General features: G+C 46.6%; 15 protein-coding genes. 7 read left to right on the forward strand and 8 right to left on the reverse strand.

The features are described from left to right. Positions 1–187: 187 nt before the first annotated feature. Both BOW06_RS00510 and BOW06_RS00515 read right to left on the reverse strand, forming a co-directional pair. A complete protein-coding gene (locus BOW06_RS00510) occupies positions 188–1,297 on the reverse strand; it encodes an MBL fold metallo-hydrolase (protein WP_078453348.1) in 1,110 nt (369 codons plus the stop codon). Positions 1,298–1,427: 130 nt separating this feature from the next. Further along, complete coding sequence (locus BOW06_RS00515) at positions 1,428–1,859, reverse strand: hypothetical protein (protein ID WP_043118358.1); 432 nt, start codon at positions 1,857–1,859, stop codon at positions 1,428–1,430. Between the two features lie 363 nt (positions 1,860–2,222). On the opposite strand from BOW06_RS00515, the gene BOW06_RS00520 reads away from it, so the two are divergent. Next, positions 2,223–2,930: a methyltransferase family protein gene (locus BOW06_RS00520; protein WP_078454349.1), complete on the forward strand. Its 708-nt coding sequence runs from the start codon at positions 2,223–2,225 to the stop codon at positions 2,928–2,930. A gap of 100 nt (positions 2,931–3,030) precedes the next feature. On the opposite strand, the gene BOW06_RS00525 is transcribed toward BOW06_RS00520, so the two are convergent. Then, complete coding sequence (locus BOW06_RS00525) at positions 3,031–3,876, reverse strand: sulfurtransferase (protein WP_043118354.1); 846 nt, start codon at positions 3,874–3,876, stop codon at positions 3,031–3,033. A 328-nt stretch (positions 3,877–4,204) separates the two neighbouring features. Between BOW06_RS00525 and BOW06_RS00530 the strand changes: the two genes are divergently transcribed. Continuing rightward, positions 4,205–4,711, forward strand: a complete 507-nt coding sequence (locus BOW06_RS00530; RefSeq protein WP_078454350.1) for an Hsp20/alpha crystallin family protein — start codon at positions 4,205–4,207, stop codon at positions 4,709–4,711. Positions 4,712–4,972: 261 nt separating this feature from the next. On the opposite strand, the gene BOW06_RS00535 is transcribed toward BOW06_RS00530, so the two are convergent. Continuing rightward, a complete protein-coding gene (locus tag BOW06_RS00535; protein WP_179115101.1) occupies positions 4,973–6,889 on the reverse strand; it encodes a diguanylate cyclase domain-containing protein in 1,917 nt (638 codons plus the stop codon). Between the two features lie 439 nt (positions 6,890–7,328). Here BOW06_RS00535 and BOW06_RS00540 point away from each other — a divergent pair, with 439 nt between their 5' ends. Continuing rightward, positions 7,329–8,300 (forward strand): porin, encoded by a 972-nt coding sequence (locus BOW06_RS00540; protein WP_078454352.1) that lies wholly within the window; start codon positions 7,329–7,331, stop codon positions 8,298–8,300. A 580-nt stretch (positions 8,301–8,880) separates the two neighbouring features. Here BOW06_RS00540 and mqo read toward each other — a convergent pair. Next, positions 8,881–10,407: a malate dehydrogenase (quinone) gene (gene mqo, locus BOW06_RS00545; protein WP_078453576.1), complete on the reverse strand. Its 1,527-nt coding sequence runs from the start codon at positions 10,405–10,407 to the stop codon at positions 8,881–8,883. A 369-nt stretch (positions 10,408–10,776) separates the two neighbouring features. Here mqo and BOW06_RS00550 point away from each other — a divergent pair, with 369 nt between their 5' ends. The 4 genes from BOW06_RS00550 (at position 10,777) to BOW06_RS00565 (ending at position 14,260) form a co-directional block, all read left to right on the forward strand. Next, a complete protein-coding gene (locus BOW06_RS00550; protein WP_078454353.1) occupies positions 10,777–12,405 on the forward strand; it encodes a cation:proton antiporter domain-containing protein in 1,629 nt (542 codons plus the stop codon). Between the two features lie 131 nt (positions 12,406–12,536). Then, entirely contained in the window at positions 12,537–12,851 is a 315-nt protein-coding gene (locus BOW06_RS00555) for a superantigen-like protein SSL4 (protein WP_078453574.1), read from the forward strand. A gap of 179 nt (positions 12,852–13,030) precedes the next feature. Beyond that, on the forward strand, positions 13,031–13,414 hold the full coding sequence (locus BOW06_RS00560; protein WP_043118344.1) for a DUF302 domain-containing protein: 384 nt from the start codon (positions 13,031–13,033) through the stop codon (positions 13,412–13,414). Between the two features lie 198 nt (positions 13,415–13,612). Next, entirely contained in the window at positions 13,613–14,260 is a 648-nt protein-coding gene (locus tag BOW06_RS00565) for an iron-containing redox enzyme family protein (RefSeq protein WP_043118341.1), read from the forward strand. Between the two features lie 24 nt (positions 14,261–14,284). Here BOW06_RS00565 and BOW06_RS00570 read toward each other — a convergent pair whose 3' ends face one another. The 3 genes from BOW06_RS00570 to BOW06_RS00580 all read right to left on the reverse strand — a co-directional run bounded on the left by BOW06_RS00570 (position 14,285) and on the right by BOW06_RS00580 (position 17,350). Beyond that, on the reverse strand, positions 14,285–15,427 hold the full coding sequence (locus BOW06_RS00570; RefSeq protein ID WP_078454920.1) for an ATP-grasp domain-containing protein: 1,143 nt from the start codon (positions 15,425–15,427) through the stop codon (positions 14,285–14,287). A 194-nt stretch (positions 15,428–15,621) separates the two neighbouring features. Continuing rightward, entirely contained in the window at positions 15,622–16,611 is a 990-nt protein-coding gene (locus tag BOW06_RS00575; RefSeq protein ID WP_078454355.1) for a porin, read from the reverse strand. A gap of 151 nt (positions 16,612–16,762) precedes the next feature. Continuing rightward, the gene (locus BOW06_RS00580; protein ID WP_143555830.1) at positions 16,763–17,350 is read right to left on the reverse strand and encodes a hypothetical protein; all 588 of its coding nucleotides are present in this window, start codon (positions 17,348–17,350) and stop codon (positions 16,763–16,765) included. Positions 17,351–17,366 lie beyond the last annotated feature (16 nt).

The raw sequence follows: 17,366 nt of genomic DNA on the forward strand, positions 1-17,366 counted from the left end.
ATCAATGATAATGCACTGTTAATTCAGTGCTTTTTCATTTTATATGTTAGTTAATGTACGGGTTGATGTACGGCCCGACATTGAAACGTCGCTTTTTTCTATCGGCAACCCACATTATCAACGTCCGCTTTCGGCCAAAAGCGGACATTCAATATTAGTCATCAATCGTGCCTTTTGTTGAGTTTATTTATTTATCTTTTCCTTTTATAAATGGCTTCCACCATGCTTCACGGCCACCTATCTTCCCAGGAATGACGATCTCTCCAATTTTTGGAGTAAGATAATCGACACGACTTTGTTTAGCTGCAATCAAAAGCCGCTCGACTGGTTCTGACCAGGGGAACATCCCAAGATCAAAGGTAGCCCAGCCACTGGGCACCATCAGTTTACCCCTTACGGCCTGATGTGCTTTTACCGCCTCCTCAGGAGTGTAATGGATCTCCTTCCATCCTCTTATTTCACCATAAGCCCCAATCTCAAAAAAAGTCACATCGAAAGGTCCTAGTCGTTTACCAATCTCGTAGAGCCCCTTAAACCAACCCGAGTCTCCGCTAAGGTATATGTTCTGTTGGTTTCCCTGAATACCATATGAGGCCCAAAGCGTCTTGTTTTTGTCAAAAATGCCTCGCTCGGAAGTGTGCTTGGCCGGTGCTGCGGTAATCGTCAAACCATCAATGGATTTTTTCTGCCACCAGTCAAGTTCGGTTATCTTTTTATGCGATACACCCCACTCTTCCAATAATTTCCCCACGGCTAGGGGCGCGATGAAATGCCTTGTCTTAGGAATAAGCGCCTTAATAGAATCTTCGTCCAGATGGTCGGAATGATTATGAGTAATCAATACCACATCGACCACAGGCAAGCTATTCGTTGATGCAAGAGTTTTAGAATATCGTATAGGACTAAACGGTCCATAGCTGCCTGCTTGTTGTGAGAACATGGGATCGGTCAGGATCACTTTGTCATCAATCTTAATAAGGAAAGTTGTGTGCCCCAGCCAGGTGAATTGTAAATCACGCAGTTCATTCCACTGGGAAATATCAAATGGCTCCACAGGCAGTGGAGGGCTAGGTGTATATTCTTCCGGTTTATTGAAGAAATAATCCCAGAAGGTCGTCAGACTTTTTCCCCATTCAGTAGCTGGAACTCGTTCCGGATTCTGGAATTTTTCCCCATTCCATTGTGGACTTTTTGCAATGCGTTGTTGTCGGTTTAAATCTGTTGCATTTGAAACCGTCACACAACCGAACAAGGCAAGTTGTGCAAGAAGGAAACCAATAAGAAAGGTGTTTTGCATTTTATACCACCAAGATGGTTACCCTAGTAATTCTCAATGTCCGCTTTGGGTTGGTAGCAGTTATTCAGGAATCCAGCCAATTCTGAAGCACATCAAACAAATATATTTGTCTATGCCGACATCAATGAGTTCAACGTGTGACGTGCCACAACCCCCAAGCCCCTCCAAGGGTGATCAGAGGCAAGACGATCCAATAAGGTGTCTCATTAACCAGGTTCCATCCTGGAGCACTTCTTGCCGCAACAATAGCCGCTAGACACACAATAGGCCAGTATGCCGTGATTCCAAGTGCAGCACTGAGCAGGATACGCCCCCATCCCTTCCCTAACCAGTATCCAACTAATCCGGCAGCTAGAAGAGGGATATAGACCAATAGATCACCCAGTGCGAAGCCATACCAAAATGCAGTTCCGACTTCGGTAATCACATCGGCTGATTCCTGTGTACCCATTGCGACGCCCATATCATAATCAAATGCAGGAATGGCCTGAGCATAAACAAGGTAAGAAAGTAAAAGCCAGCCGAACCCTTGTAGCATCCAGAAGCCGCTGTCTCGTTTCATCGCTGATACCCTCGTAATAGAAAAATCATAGCTATCTCAGATAATCTTACAATATCACTCAGAATACTCTTTGGCAGGACATCTAGTCGGACAAAAAGTAATCACTCCAGCACACAAGGGAAATAAGTACCTCTGAATGTCCGCTGTGGGCCGTTAGCAGTCATTTAGCTTGGCTGAAGTGGTATATTCCCCAGATTTTCCGTTATCGGCCAGAAACAGACATTTAGTCTGACTACATCTCACTATCGCACCCGGTTTTCTATACTTGTAGTTACCAGTAAATTGTTGATATTTATAGTGGAGTGATAATGAGAATCACACGCGATCTCTACAATGCATTTTTGATTGAGTCTGGTGACGGGTATGGCTAAGGAGCAACAAGCAGGCATTAAGATAGGAACCTGGATTAGTCTTGTGGTGCGAACGGTACTGTTTCCGGTGTTTGTGTTGTTGCCAGCAGGCACTTGGCAATGGTGGGACACCTGGGTATTAATAGGCTTGTGGTTGATCTTCTTTGCTGTACTGACGCCATTACTTGTTATACATGATCCTGAGCTGCTTGCAGAGCGAATGAAAGTCAGCCCAGTACAGGAGGGGCAAAAAGGCTGGGATAAAGTGATTATGGTACTGATTGTTATCGTTGGTATCAGTCTCTACATAGTTCCCGGATTTGATGTAATTCGTTATGAATGGAGTGAACCATTGCCTCGCTGGATACAGATCATTGCACTGGTTGCGCATGTTCCACTGTTTTTATTACTTGGATGGGTAATGTTGGCAAATACATACCTGTCTCAAGTAGTGAAAATCGATCATCATCGCGAGCATACGGTAATAACCGGAGGGCCATATAAAATTGTCAGGCATCCAATGTACACGGTCGTGATCGTATTGTTCCTCGCTTTCCCGGTTGCGCTTGGCTCTCGAATTGGATTAATACCAGCATCACTTCTTGCAGTATTGCTGATTATTCGCACAGTACTTGAAGACAGAACCTTGCATGCAGAACTGTCAGGTTACCCTGAATATGCCAGTGTCACTCGCTACAAATTATTACCGGGTATATGGTGATTCACCTCTAAGAGGTCTGTTATTGGCTAATTGCGGTCATTAAGAACATTAGCACTATCGCTGATCATTATTATTTTTGACGGATGTTTTGGATCTGAGGTTAACCAATCTCCATTGGGTTGCTGGGATCTGTTGTCCATTCCTCCAACGAAGCCATATAAACCGCTACATTGTTATATCCCAGTCGAGTGAGAACAAATGCATCTGTCGATGCAACAATACCACCACCACAATAGGTAATTATTCGTGCATTATGATCAAATCCATGCATTGCAGCTAACTCATCTTGTGAAAGCAAGTGACCTTTGTTATCGAGTAATGACAATCCGTCAATATTCACAGCCCCCATAATATGACCAGCTCGTGGATAGATACTCATTTCACCACGATAAAATTCCTCTGGCAGCGTATCAATAAGAATAACGGTGTCATCATTAACACTGGCAGCCACTTCATCGTGATCCGCAATCACCTCAGGGCGTGGTTTGGGCGTTAATGTGTTAACAGCTCGAAGAACAGGCTCCAGGGAAAGTTCGTTGCCATTTGATGTCCATGCAGCAAGTCCGCCATCTAAAATTGCAGCATTATCGAAGCCTACCCAGCGTAGCATCCACCAGACTCGTGCTGCCCAACCGGTATAGTTCGCATCGTATAGTACGACTCTAGAATCATCTCCCACACCCAGTTCACCCATCGCAGCGCAAAATTGTTCAGGGCTCAATAAATCAAACTCTACTGGGCCATTAGCCTTGCACAACTCATTTTTAAGATCCGCAAAACCTGCATTGGGTATATGGCCAAGTTCATAATCCGGGCGGCCACTGACATTATGTAATCCGCGTGGGTCATCCGCATTTGGCATTGTGACAACCGTGCAATCTAACAACACCAGATCTTGATCATTAATATGCTGTTTTAGCCATTCTGCACTTACTAAGGTGTCCATAATGAAATCACCATATGTGAAAAAGAATTATTAATATGGTTTCACTATGTTAAATAGTAATTCAAATGATTCCGTATCAGATAACTTTTTTGGATTTGCGCAAAATATCAATGACCGCTTTGGGTCGGAGTCGGTCATTTAGTTGTCTAGGTGACCAAGAATCCATGAAGGGCTGCTTTCGGCCAGAAGCGGTCATTCGATTTTTTTCTATTATCAAGCATAACTCCCAAATTAATGCTATAGATAAAGTATAAGAGCACCTCAAGAGAGGGGCTCAACATCGCCTGATCTCTCTTGTGAAGAGTGCTCTGATATATGGAGAAAGATCATGGCTAATAAGCAAGTAACGAAGGCTCCTGAGAAGAAAACTCAGATAAGCCAACCGGCTCGCTCTTTAAGCCTTTTTGAAGAGATGGATCGTTGGTTTGATGAGGCATTTCCTAATCATTGGATGCAGCGATTCAATACGAGTTGGCCATTTCCAGAAGAAATTGACATGAAGTTACAGCGCCGCGTTCCCAAGGTTGATGTGATTGATAAGAAGAAGAAAATCGTAGTTCGGGCTGAACTGCCAGGCATTGAAAAAGACGATCTGGAGATTACTGTTTCTGACAATGCTGTCACACTTAAGGGTGAGACCAAGCATGAGAAGACTGAAGGTGAAAAGGGCGATTACTACCGAAGCGAAATTTCTCAAAGCTCCTTTATGCGCAGAGTGAGTCTGCCGTACGAGGTTGAATCGGGGGGCGCTAAAGCCAAATTCAAAAATGGTGTGCTCGAATTAAGCTTGCCGAAAGCAAAAAAGAGAAAACGTAAGACAATTAAAGTCGAATGATAAGGATTAGGTAGCGCATGTAGTCGGTGCGCTGCCTTGTTGTTACCAATATCCGCTTTGGATCGTTAGTGGTCATTTAGCCTGATTGGAGCATTTCCTTCCCCTAAGGTCTGCTTTCGGCCAGAAGCGGTCATTTAGTTACTTGAATCTCCGCCAATAAAAATCGACTAGAAATGGTAGTCATTCATCGATCTTAGCTGGAGTTATCTCAAGGATTTCAGCGTTTAATCTCTCAAGATGGATGATCGTTAACCATCTAGCTCAGAGTTCCCTCTCGGAATAGAATTCGTAACAGTTCCGCCCTCGTTGTTTTGCACGATACATGGCCTCATCTGCATTTTTAACAAGACTTGTCATATTTTCTCCATCCTCTGGGTATATGCTGATTCCGATACTCACACCGATATTGAGGGTGTTCCCCTTAATCTCAAATGGCCTGCCCAGACTTTCAATGATGTTAGAAGCTACCTTTACGGCATCTTTGGGGTGGGTTATTTTTTCAAGAATCACAGAGAATTCATCACCACCTAACCTTGCAATCGTGTCTGATTCCCGGATGTTTTCTTTTAATCGTGACGAAATCGACTGCAACATTTCATCGCCCACTGAATGTCCAAATTTATCGTTTACAGGCTTGAATTGATCGAGGTCAAGATACATTACCGCCATGATATTCTTTTCCCGCTTTGCATGTTCCAAAGCACGCTCGCAAAGTTCAGATAATAACAGCCGATTAGGTAAATCAGTTAGTGCGTCATGATTGGCGAGGTGGCGGGTACGTTCCTCTGCGTGAACTTTCTCCGAAATATCGGAAAAAATGGCGATGTACTGTGTAAGTTCACCTTTCCCATTTTTCACAGCAGTGATGCTCTCCCAGACTGGAAAGATTTCTCCGTTCTTGTGCCGATTCCAGATTTCTCCCCGCCACTGTCCTTCCTCCTCCAATGTCTGATACAAGTTGTCATAAAATGCATCATCATGTTGTCCTGAGCGAATGATGCGCGGAGACCCCCCGATAGCTTCTTGTGCCGAGTAACCAGTCATGTCGGTGAATGCTTGGTTAACTTCCTGAATTCTTCGATTAACATCCGTAATAACAACGGCCTCTTTTACCGACTCGAAAACAACAGCGTGCTGACCAAGAATCTTCTCAGTCCTCTTCATTTCGCTAATGTCCCAGTTGACACCGACCATGCGTACCGGCTGATTTAATTTATTGCGCTCTACTATGCCAGCTGCCTTTACATGGCGAACCCCTCCATCTGGTAGCACTATGCGGAACTCCATACTAAATTTGTTCTGGTTTTCCAGAGCCTCTTGCAAATGCCTCTCAGCCACAAGAATGTCATCAGGATGGACTGCAGACCTCCAAGTCTCATAAGTCACTTTTCTGTCATGTGGAATTCCATAGAGATCATAATGGAGGTCATTCCAATTCAATTTGTTCGTGGGTATATTCCATATCCAAATAGCAATATTTCCTGCTTCTGTAGCTAGGTTCAGCTGTGAATTAATCTCATTCAACTGGTCGCGAACCACCAACAACGATTTATTTGCTGAATAGGCACTGATAATTACAACCAGAAAGGCGAGTAGACCAACAATCCCACCAACTGTGAAATAAGGGGTGCTGACTTCTGAAAAATCGATCTTGGCTACTATGCCCCACCCCAAGTCAGGTAATGGATAGTAAGCAGCAAATACTCTCTTCCCCCGATAGTCAACACCCTCTAATACCCCTTTCTTTCCTTGAAGAGCGCGACGCATAGGCTCAGCCAATTTGCCGTCCATGGGTACTCGAGTAGGATCGGTGTCATTATCGTGTTGGTTACGGTGATGTAAAAGGAAGGTGATCTTCTCATCAACTATATGAGCGAGAGAGATTTCTCCTGTTTCACCTATCCCTGGAAAACTCTCTTGAGCATCACGTAACTGATCCAAGATATTTGCTTTGTTAATAGTTAAGTAATGATGCTCAGCATGTGATGCCATAGCTCTGATTAGCGCTGATTGGCCCTTGACCACATCAGCCAGCTGATGCTTTTGTTTATTTATTCCCGCGTAGTAAAAAATCCAGACTGTAATAATTGTGAACAGGGCTATAGAAAGGGCGCGGGTGCTAATGTCCCATAAAAAAAGGCGACGAAGATTCTGATGCGGCTGAAATGCAAGTGTCATTATGATTATTGTCATTTTGGACAAGAGAAACAATATAGACCAATTATTGATGCTGTCTAATATGCAGTCCTTGTATGTAATAGGGTATTTAGAAATATCAGGGAGTTCATACCGATTCCAGAAGGAAATAGTGTAGGTGTAGACATTTGTTTACACTCTGGTAAAAAACTGGAATTAGGGTCAAACTCTACAATTCTGAACGTCCGCTTTGGGTCGAAAGTGGTCATTCAGCAGAATACGGCACTATCACGTCTGCCCTCTGAAATAGCTGATCTTGCGCAGCACATGGTTGCATAAATACAGCAGCTCCTAGCTACTGTCGATAAAAAGCATATATTTCTTGACTATAAGCCCTGTCAAAGGTTAAATGTGACTGAGTAAATGGTATTTCTATTGCTAGGGAATGGCAGTTTTATAACAATTGAGGGGATTCAGTATCATGAAAAAAGCAATTCTCGCAGCAACGATCGCAACTCTGGTTGCAGCGCCTGCAGCAAGCGCGAACGTTACCATTTACGGCCAGGTCCACGTAGCGATCGAGAAATACGATGGCTTTCAGGACGCATGGGAAGTGATTCAGGATGACGTATGGGCAGTCAAGTCAATCGCTTCACGGATCGGCTTTAAGGGCACCGAGGATCTCGGTAACGGCCTGAGCGTCATCTGGAAAGCTGAAACCACTTATGACTTCGCTGACGGCAGCGCATGGGGTTCTGGTCGTAACGCCTACATCGGCCTGGCCGGTGACTGGGGTACTTTCCTTTACGGTCGTCACGACTCACCATACAAGATGGCATACTACTCTACCGGCATTGAGATGATGGGCGATACCATCCTCGATTTCAAAAGGATGGGAGACAATATGCACAACGGTAGTGATCTTGAAGATATTGAATTCTGGCGCGGCGACCGATACAATGGCGCAATTGCATATATTTCTCCCAACATGAACGGACTGACTATTGCCGGTGCAATTGTACCTGGCGCCAACTCTGGCGGCCCTGGTGGCGACGGCCTCGCTGATGCAGTCTCTCTTGCTGCCATGTATGCAAATAATGGCCTCAAGCTCGCCATGGCCTATGAGTCAAACGAAGACGGTGATGATGATTCATGGCTCGTAGGCGCAAGCTACACCATGAACAACATGACTCTTGCTGTAACCTACAATGAAGATAGTGGAATGGACGACGGCGGCGGCGATCATGAAGCACTTCTCGTTGCCGGCTCATACAGGGCAGGAAACAACAACTTTGTTGTTAAATATGGTGATGATCTGGATAGTGACTCCGACTGGGTCTGGGGAATTGGCGTAGAGCACGCGCTAAGCAAACGCTCAATGGCATATGTTGCATATGCTGATAGTCAAGACGATGACAGTGCTTTGTCTGTCGGTATGATCCACAAATTCTAATTCGACTAATACTCATTGGATCATTCAGGGGGGGGGCTTCGGCTCCCCTTTTTTATTGAAGAAAATTGAAAACATTTTCCACGTTCTTGCGGTAATTTATTGATGCACATTTCTACAAGTGGAGAGCTGGTCACGCCCCTGTAATTTACAAATCTCACCGACTGCTATAGTCGAGTAGCAGTCGTTCACAGGCAGTACCTTGATAGCCCGCTACTAGCCGAAAACCGACATACTGATGAATTCCCATTAAAGTCCCTTTTGTTTCTTATGGAGCGACTGTTGCAGGTTCCCTCTGATAATCGTCAAGTCCCTCCTTTGCCCCCGGATAGGGAAGGCTTGTAAGAATCCTTTTACACATGGCCTAAGCCATCTGGAATGTCTATGACTTCCTTTCGGTACAAAACTTTGGTACAAATACAGTACAAATCGACACAAGAAGCTTGATTCCACCTAAGTAAATCAAGCATTTGGGAGAGGAATAGGAAACGGGTTCGATTCCCGCCGCCTCCACCAATGAAATGTAAAAGGCCACCTTCGGGTGGCCTTTTTGTATTCTGCCGGGCTTCTCTCCCGAACCGGTTCAAGTACCTGTTTGCAACAACTCTTCCTGCTCCGGAACTTCTGCGAGTTTTCTATCATCCAGAGCCAGGGTTTCCAGGGTATATCGTCGTACAGAATGAACCAGGTCGAGATCATCATCCAGAGAGTGACCATAGGAAGGGATCAAAGTCTCCAGGCGCTGCCTTGCCTCACCTTCAACCAGGTCAGGCAAGCAGTTTTCTATAACTTCCAACATGGCAGACACACTGACTGAAGCTCCGGGGGAGGCGCCCAGCAAGCCCGCCAGAGAGCGATCAGCTGTCTTGATTACCTCGGTACCAAACTGCAACTTGCCACGCCCCTTCTTATCCAGCTTGATGATCTGCACTCGCTGGCCCGCGCGGCGAAGATGCCATTCACCGGGCTGCACCGAAGGGAGAAAGTCACGCAGCTGTTCGACCCGCTGGTCGCCGGAGCTCATGGCCTCTTTGATGAGATAACGCGTTAACGCCCAATGTTCTCTTGCAACTTCCAACATGGGTTTGAGATTGTGAGATCGAATCGAATTGATCAAGTCAAAAAGACTGCTCTTCTTCAGAAAGCGCGTGGTGAAACCTGCAAAGGGGCCGAAGAGTAACGCGGGCCGCCCATCGATCACGCGGGTATCGAGATGTGGTACAGACATTGGAGGTGCACCAACAGGTGGCATGCCATAAACCTTGGCATTATGTGTCGCTGCTGCTTTCATGTTTTCACTGGCAAGCCAGATGCCTGAAACAGGAAAACCGCCATAACCCCGAACCTCTTCCACGCCTGCCTTTTGCAGTAGAGGCAAAGCACATCCACCAGCGCCAACAAATACAAAACGCGCCTCGATGGTTCGCGTACCTGCAAGCGCGTGCTTGGTTGTCACATGCCAACGATCGCCAACCTTTTTTAAATCGGAAACCCATGTTGAAAGCCAATAGTCAACTGAGTCCTCATGTGACAAATGCTCCCCCATCGCACGAGTTAATTCGCCGAAGTTGATATCTGTTCCGTGTGCCACACGCGTTGCGGCCATCGGCTGTTCCATATCACGCCCAGCCATCATCAGTGGCAGCCATTCGTTGAGTGAGGCAGGATCATCCGCATATTCCATCTCTTCGAACAGGGGATGCATCACTAATGCTTTTTGACGACTCTTCAGGTAATTGACGTTTTCCTTGCCCTGAACCCAGCTCATATGCGGTACTGGATTGATAAAGTCGGTAGGTTCCGACAGTGCACCTTTATGAACCAAACCGCTCCAGAATTGCAGGGACTCCTCAAAACGGGCGTTTATCCCCAAGGCTCTTTCGATCTCGATTTCACCATTACTTTGCTGCGGGGTGTAATTAAGTTCGCAGTAACCAGCATGTCCTGTGCCTGCATTATTCCAGGCATGTGTACTCTCTGTGCCCAGCTTTGCCGCTTGCTCAACCAGGGTGACATGGCGAGAGGGATCAAGCTGCGTCACCAGCATTGCCAGTGTCTTGCTCATGATACCGCCACCAATCAACAGAACATCTGTTTTATGCATCGTCATACGGCTGCCTCCAGATCAATCAGAATCGGGTATATTGTAGAGTACATATGTTGCACTGCAATAAAAATATGAGAAATTATCGGGTTTATTCGAATTTTTCGGACTAAAGTGTCGATTTTTTTGCTTATATTCAGATGCTTACCGATTTTCAGCCATAATCTCGATGCCAGACTGCCTGTTTAGGTTGATCTCGATTGTTTAGTAATCCCGGTTCATCACACATCCACGAAGGAGCGCTTTCGTCCGGAAGCGGATAAAAAAGTGATCTGCTACCCCTGGTTATTGAAATTCCTTCCTCTGTCGTTATTCGCTTACAATATTCAAAACAGTGGGTGAGACGGGCGGACAGCCAACCGGGGTATTCAGTCTATGGATTTTCAGTGGGTAGCTATAGCACTAGGTGATGTTGCCTGGATTTCCCTGGCCTTTGTACTGGGATTTGGCTCCCGTCTGATCGGCCTGCCGCCCCTGGTGGGCTTTCTTGCCACCGGCTTCGTGCTGAACTATTTGGGCATCACCAGCGGTGAGATGCTGCAGAAACTCGCCGACCTGGGTATAACCCTGTTGTTGTTTGCAGTAGGCCTGAAGCTGAACCTGAAAATGCTGCTACGGCCCCAGGTGTGGGCAGTCACCAGCATCCATATTGGCCTGGTGATCGCAATCTTTGGCATGGGAATCTTTTCTCTCGCCCTGGTCGGCCTGCCCCTGTTCACCGGCCTGGATTTCAAGATGGCCCTGATGCTGGCGTTCGCCCTGAGCTTTTCCAGTACCGTGTTTGTGGTCAAGGCCTTGGAAGAAAAGGGTGAGATGAAGGCCCTGCATGGCCGTATTGCCATTGGCATCTTGGTCATGCAGGACCTGGCCGCAGTGGTCTTTCTGGCCGCATCCACTGGCGAGTTACCTTCTCCCTGGGCGTTACTGCTGTTCCTGTTGATCCCAATGCGTCCCCTGTTCCACCTGTTGTTACAGCGTACCGGCCACGGAGAGTTGCTGATTCTCTACGGCCTGGTGCTCGCCTTGGGCGGTGCGGAGCTGTTCGAACTCGGTGGTGTGAAGGATGACCTCGGTGCACTGATCATGGGTTTGTTGATTTCCACTCACCCGAAAGCCGCCGAGATGTCGAAAACCATGCTGGGCTTCAAAGACTTGTTCCTTGTGGGCTTCTTCCTCTCGATCGGTATGACTGGGCAACTCTCCCTGGAGGCCCTGATGATAGGTCTTCTGCTGGTGCCCTTCGTGCTCTTCAAGTCGGTACTCTTCTATGCGCTGATGACCCGCTTCAAACTGCGTGCGCGAACTTCTCTGCTGGCGACTCTGAATCTCAGCAATTACAGTGAATTTGGCCTGATTGTGGCAGCGATCGGCGTGTCCAATGGATGGATTGATGCGGAATGGCTTGTCGTCATTGCAATTGCGCTTTCACTATCGTTCGTCATTGCTGCACGCCTCAGTAGCCGGGACGACACAATCTACAGCTCCTACCGGCTTTTCTGGCTTAAGTTTCAGCGCAAGGAACGCCTCCCCGACGATCAGCAGTTGGATACCCTCAACGCAAAGATTGCCATCTTCGGAATGGGCCGGGTAGGTACTGGCGCTTATGACAAGATGCGTGAGCTCTACGGTGATACCGTCGTGGGCGTAGATTTCGATACCGAGCGAGTCCGACGACACCAGGAGGCCAGGCGCAACGTAATGCGTGGTGATCCCAGTGATGCTGACTTCTGGGATAATATCCACAAGGATCACGGCATCGTATTAGTGATGCTGGCACTACCTAACCTGGAAGCCAACATTGATGCCCTGGCACAGCTACGTGAGACTGCCTTCGAAGGCAGGGTTGCCGCTATAGCACGCTATCCGGATGAGGATTTACTCTTAAGCGAGGCCGGTGCAACCTGTGTGTTCAACATCTACGCCGAGGCTGGTGCCGGTTTTGCCGGTCACATTCAGGAGAATCTGCAAAAAAAGGGATATTGCCCTTTGCCGGAGCATGACTAAAGTTCCGCTTTGTACTGAAAACGATGTTTCACAACAGATCATCATTTCTTTGATTATCATCAAGAAAACCGGGGCATTTCTTACTAACCTTCTATTAGAGGCCATACATAAATGGTCAGGAGGTTACCGCCATGATGAAGGCAAGACAGTTTACCAAGTTAGCGGCATTTCTTATGGCAATCGCATTACTGTTTACGGCGTCATCAGCTTTTGGTGCTACTCCTATAGAAATTCCAAAAGTCGCTGAGCCTCAGAACCCGCCAGGATCACCTGTTGGAGGCCTACCTATCCCCTTACCGGAAACGACTCCACCAGAGGCAGGCCTGCCAGTACCTATTCCAAAAGTGGATGAACCTCAATCTTCTCCAGAGGAAGAGAAAGGGATTATTCTGCAAAGAAAAGCTGATGAGAGAGGCATTATTCTTCAGAGAGAAGGTGGCAGGTAAAGATTGGGTTTGGGACTTCCATGCAACCTACGGGGTCAGACTCGATTGATCCCTTGTATATAATGCCGATCGAGATCAATTCTGAATTTCAGGATAGAATAATTTGCGGACTGGATTCAGCAGCATTCGTTATAAACAATTTCTCAATTTATTATTTAACTAACTCAAGGTGATTGATGATGTATGGATTCTCAACAAAGACAAATGTTGGCTTCGAAGAGTCGATTGAGCGCACAAAAGCAGCGCTTGCTGAAGAAGGTTTTGGCGTGCTGACAACTATTGATGTCCAGGCAACGATGAAAGCCAAGCTTGATATTGATGGCAAACCTTACACAATTCTCGGGGCATGTAATCCCAAGCTGGCGCATCAGGCCATCTCAGCAGAACCGGATATTGGTCTTCTACTTCCATGCAATGTACTCGTGCGAGAAGAGGAAGATGGATCAGTCACCGTTGCCTTCATGGATCCGGTAGCCGTTCTTGGCATGGTCGATAAACCGGGTATCGAGGAGCTTGCCGGGCAAGTTCGTGCAAAGCTAATGAATGTGAGAGACTCTTTATAAGCCATTTCCGCTGACACCGCACCACCAGGTTAGTGCAGAATTTCACCTCCTGGTGGTCATTTTTCATTGTTGCTACCCTAGCTTCAAAGCTGACCGGTCGGAAGAGGAGTTCTCACGGCTGATTATGAATACCCGCTAATGATACATAGCGAATTCTTGATATAATTACATCGTTGATGGCCTCCAAGTAAAGCCCATATGAATAAAGACCAGATTACCAGTGCGATAGATGATTTTCAGCAGGATGTTGACCAGTTAGTAGAGCAAGCTTTGCTTACAGATAATCCTGATGAAATGAGGGACGTTATCAGGCGATGCGCATTAGTTCTTGAATCTAACTTCATCCCACAGATATCCGCTGCAATGATTACTGTCAAATCGAAGACGGCCAAACAGCTTCTGGAACACAACCTGGTTGAAGAGATTGGTGGTGGCCACCAGGATTTACTCGCAGACTTCCTGCGCTCTGCAGATGCTTTTCCAAGTGAAAAAACCTACGAGGAAACCAGTGCGATAGTGCGAAAAATTCGACACTATTTCAGCAATGCCATAGAGAACAATGATGCAATGAGAAGTCTCACCTTCATCACCTTTGCAGAGAATATGGCAGGCAACATCCGCTTGATGCATGAACTATCCAAGCGCCTGGGAAGCGAAGACCTGCAGTACACTGAGGTACACGCAGAAGTCGATATTGATCACGGCGAAGAGATGATTGAAGCCTTCGTTGAAGAGATGAAGCTTCATGAAGAGACCGATATCGACCAGATCATTAACGAAGTAGCGAATCTGTTACATGAAAGAAACGAGGTCTCATTTGGCGTCAAGAGAGAGAGGTTGCACTAGCAGAAGCTGCACATAAGCAATCTCTCAGTTCGTGGGGGTAGACTGACTTCCGACACCGAGAGCTGCCGCTTCTCTTAACATGGAAACTTTGGCTTTCTCCTGCTCCTGCCAATAGGCATTCTGGTAATCAAAAACATCACCGATAAGGGACTCTTTGTGGAGTGCCGTTGGATCTGTCGAAACTGCATTCATAGCGGCATTCGCCTCGAATATAACGAGATCCCCGTTTGGAAGAATGCTGAAATCCATACCACAGTAATCCAGACCAATACCTGTAAAAATCTTGTGTACTAATGCGTAGTTCCTGGCGCCTAGTGAAGATTCAGGATCTTTGTAAAAGGCAATCTCTTCGTTACGCAGTTGTTCATTATCCACCATGTGATTTTCACGGTTCTTCCCGTGAATATTCCACTTGCGGTCAAGAATCAGGTGACGGGGATAAGCTTTACCATTAATCCACATCATGCGGTACTTTCGGTAAAAGCCATCGGCGCCGCAGTAATCCTGGAACTCAATCAGGAAATAGTCGCTGCCATTAAAGGCAAAACTCTGAAGTTCGCGGATATCGTCCAGTGACTCCACTAGCAGCATGTTCTTGCCATCATGCCCTCCAGCCGGGCGCACAATCATTGGCAGAGAGATGTCACCAGCTTCTACCATCTCCCGGATATCGCTGTCGTAACGGGGCGAAACACGCAAGGTTTTAGGAATGACAACTCCCTCCAACTCTCCAAATTGCTGGTAGAGCCCATCCCGGGTCATACGTTTTACCTTGGCGGGGTGATTCAAGCAGTGGATTTGATTCTTTTCAACGAAGTCGATTGCATCATCGAGTGCCTTGCTGTTTTGATCAGGGTCACTGATGAAGTTGAATGCAAAATCCCCAGGATTGATCTCTGCAGGTTTAGGACTCAGCCCCCCAAGGATAAGGCTTGAGTGATCCAGCCCATCGAGGCGCTCATTGTCCAACAGTTTGACATTTCCGGAGCGAGCATAGATAAAAGCGCCGATATCATGATCGAAGTGCTTTACCTCGATAGTGTTACTGTCGGGAATCGCCTTGATATGCAGCATGACTGGCTTTCTCTGCACACTCTTAGGCGGCGCCTTGTTTGCAGATTTCATACTGAAATTGAGTGTCGGGAGCCCCGGTATCTTGTCGCTCATGGTGAATATCTAACCTGTTTCTGTGTCTATATACGACGTGTTCTGATTTTATCGGAATAATAGCAGTTTCGGAGAAAGTGACGTTACTCATAATTTCCTGGAGAACACCCAAACTGTTTTCAGATTTCTGGCACTCAAATGAAAAAACGGGATCCGAAGATCCCGTTTCTATAACACACAAGTTTCTAAAAAACTTAGAAGTTGTGAATCATACCGACTGAGAATCCATCCATTGAATCATCTTGATAGTTTTCGTCTGCATTGGTGTAGCCGACATAGACGCTGGAGCGCTTGCTCAGTTTGTGCTCTGCACCTAGGCTCCAGACTGTTGCTCGAGTACCATCTCTATAGCTGTCTTTTGTTCTTCCCCACTTGGCCACGAAGGTGTTATTGCCCATTGAATAACTACCAGCGAGCAGAACGGTATCAATATCCTGATCTTCAAAATCAGCATTCTGGTAGAGAGCAGCGATAGTGAAATTGTTCATTGTGTAACCGGCGGTAACAAGGAACTTGTTGTCATCGTCGCCCAGGTCTTCATAGCCTGCAGCCAGCTTCAGGCCATTGTTGCTGTACATACCAGAAATAGAAACTGCATCAGCAAGACCGGTTCCTTTGTCGAAGTTGTTGCCTTCGCCAGGAACGATAGCAGCGGCAATGGTCAGACCATTCATGTTTGGAGAAACATAGGCGATTGCGTTGCTTGCACGGACGCGAGAGTACGTGGAATCAAGATAGCCAGTTTCACCAAAATCGATAATGGTATCACCCATCATCTCAACGCCGCCGGCGTAGTAAGCCATTTTGTAAGGGGTGTCGTGACGACCATAGAGGAAAGTACCCCAGTCGCCGGTCAAACCGATATAAGCATTACGACCAGAACCCCAGGCACTGCCGTCAGCGAAATCATAAGTGGTTTCAGCTTTCCAGATCAGGCTCAGACCGTTACCGAGGTCTTCGGTGCCATTGAAACCGATGCGTGAAGCGCGTGACTTGACCTGCCATTGATCGAGATCACTTATAGAATCATCATGTCTGTAGCCGTCTTCGTCAGGCCAGTTGTACATATCACCGTCAATATTATCAACAGAGACGTGAACCTTGCCGTAAATGGTGACGTTTGCATTAACTGCCGGTGCAGCTACTGCAGCAGCGATTGCTGCAGCCAGAATACTTTTTTTCATGGTATCTCCCTTTGATCCAAGAATTGTGAATTTGTATGAGCCTGTCGAGACTTGCTCATAAGTGCACAGTTTAGATGTGTTGGCTTTATAGCACAATAGTTTTCCCCACCCAATTTGTTGCAGAAATAACACAAATCAAGCCTAAACACGCTTATTTCTGGTTACAATCCGCCTCGGTAACCTTCAATAAACCTCCAACTGTACGAAGTTTTTTGAATTTCCTATCAGTGATACGACAGCCAACGCGCTCCTCAAGATAGCCGCGTAGCGCAAGGATTCGAAAATCCATGCTTAACCTGACGGGGTCGGCAGGCTTTTTATACAGACGAGTAGATTCCTGAATCGTCTCGAGCGGGAGGGAATATATTCTGGAAACGGAGCTGAATATGATCTGGCGAAACAAGGCCTTATCGACAGGCAGGTGTGCAACAGGATCACAATCGGGTTCCCCTGCGAGTTCAACATTGAATTTCTGCGGTCCAACCCAGCCAAAGAGTCCAAGCCAGTTTTTCTTATACTCGACCAGGAATCTGTATGTGCAGTCGGCCTCTACGATATAGAGTCTTGCTGTATCAAGCTCTTCCATTCTGACACTGTAAACAACCTTCCCTTTGAGCACTTCGCTTTCTAAAACACGATTTTCTTCGCGATGCGCTTGAGCTTCAGGTGACAAAGCGGCATGAGAAACCTGCACTGAAACCAAACAGGCCAATAAAAATAGCCATGCAGTTAGAAACAATGGTGCTTTCGAATAA

The organism is Solemya velum gill symbiont (assembly GCF_002020255.1).
Taxonomy (GTDB): Bacteria; Pseudomonadota; Gammaproteobacteria; order Chromatiales; family Chromatiaceae.

Coding starts and splice junctions, on each gene's coding strand:
- BOW06_RS00520 (WP_078454349.1), top strand. CDS start 2,223: ATGGCTAAGGAGCAACAAGCAGGCATTAAGATAGGAACCTGGATTAGT.
- BOW06_RS00525 (WP_043118354.1), bottom strand. CDS start 3,876: ATGGACACCTTAGTAAGTGCAGAATGGCTAAAACAGCATATTAATGAT.
- mqo (WP_078453576.1), bottom strand. CDS start 10,407: ATGACGATGCATAAAACAGATGTTCTGTTGATTGGTGGCGGTATCATG.
- BOW06_RS00515 (WP_043118358.1), bottom strand. CDS start 1,859: ATGAAACGAGACAGCGGCTTCTGGATGCTACAAGGGTTCGGCTGGCTT.
- BOW06_RS00560 (WP_043118344.1), top strand. CDS start 13,031: ATGTATGGATTCTCAACAAAGACAAATGTTGGCTTCGAAGAGTCGATT.
- BOW06_RS00510 (WP_078453348.1), bottom strand. CDS start 1,297: ATGCAAAACACCTTTCTTATTGGTTTCCTTCTTGCACAACTTGCCTTG.
- BOW06_RS00550 (WP_078454353.1), top strand. CDS start 10,777: ATGGATTTTCAGTGGGTAGCTATAGCACTAGGTGATGTTGCCTGGATT.
- BOW06_RS00540 (WP_078454352.1), top strand. CDS start 7,329: ATGAAAAAAGCAATTCTCGCAGCAACGATCGCAACTCTGGTTGCAGCG.
- BOW06_RS00570 (WP_078454920.1), bottom strand. CDS start 15,427: ATGAGCGACAAGATACCGGGGCTCCCGACACTCAATTTCAGTATGAAA.
- BOW06_RS00565 (WP_043118341.1), top strand. CDS start 13,613: ATGAATAAAGACCAGATTACCAGTGCGATAGATGATTTTCAGCAGGAT.
- BOW06_RS00555 (WP_078453574.1), top strand. CDS start 12,537: ATGATGAAGGCAAGACAGTTTACCAAGTTAGCGGCATTTCTTATGGCA.
- BOW06_RS00575 (WP_078454355.1), bottom strand. CDS start 16,611: ATGAAAAAAAGTATTCTGGCTGCAGCAATCGCTGCTGCAGTAGCTGCA.
- BOW06_RS00530 (WP_078454350.1), top strand. CDS start 4,205: ATGGCTAATAAGCAAGTAACGAAGGCTCCTGAGAAGAAAACTCAGATA.
- BOW06_RS00535 (WP_179115101.1), bottom strand. CDS start 6,889: ATGACACTTGCATTTCAGCCGCATCAGAATCTTCGTCGCCTTTTTTTA.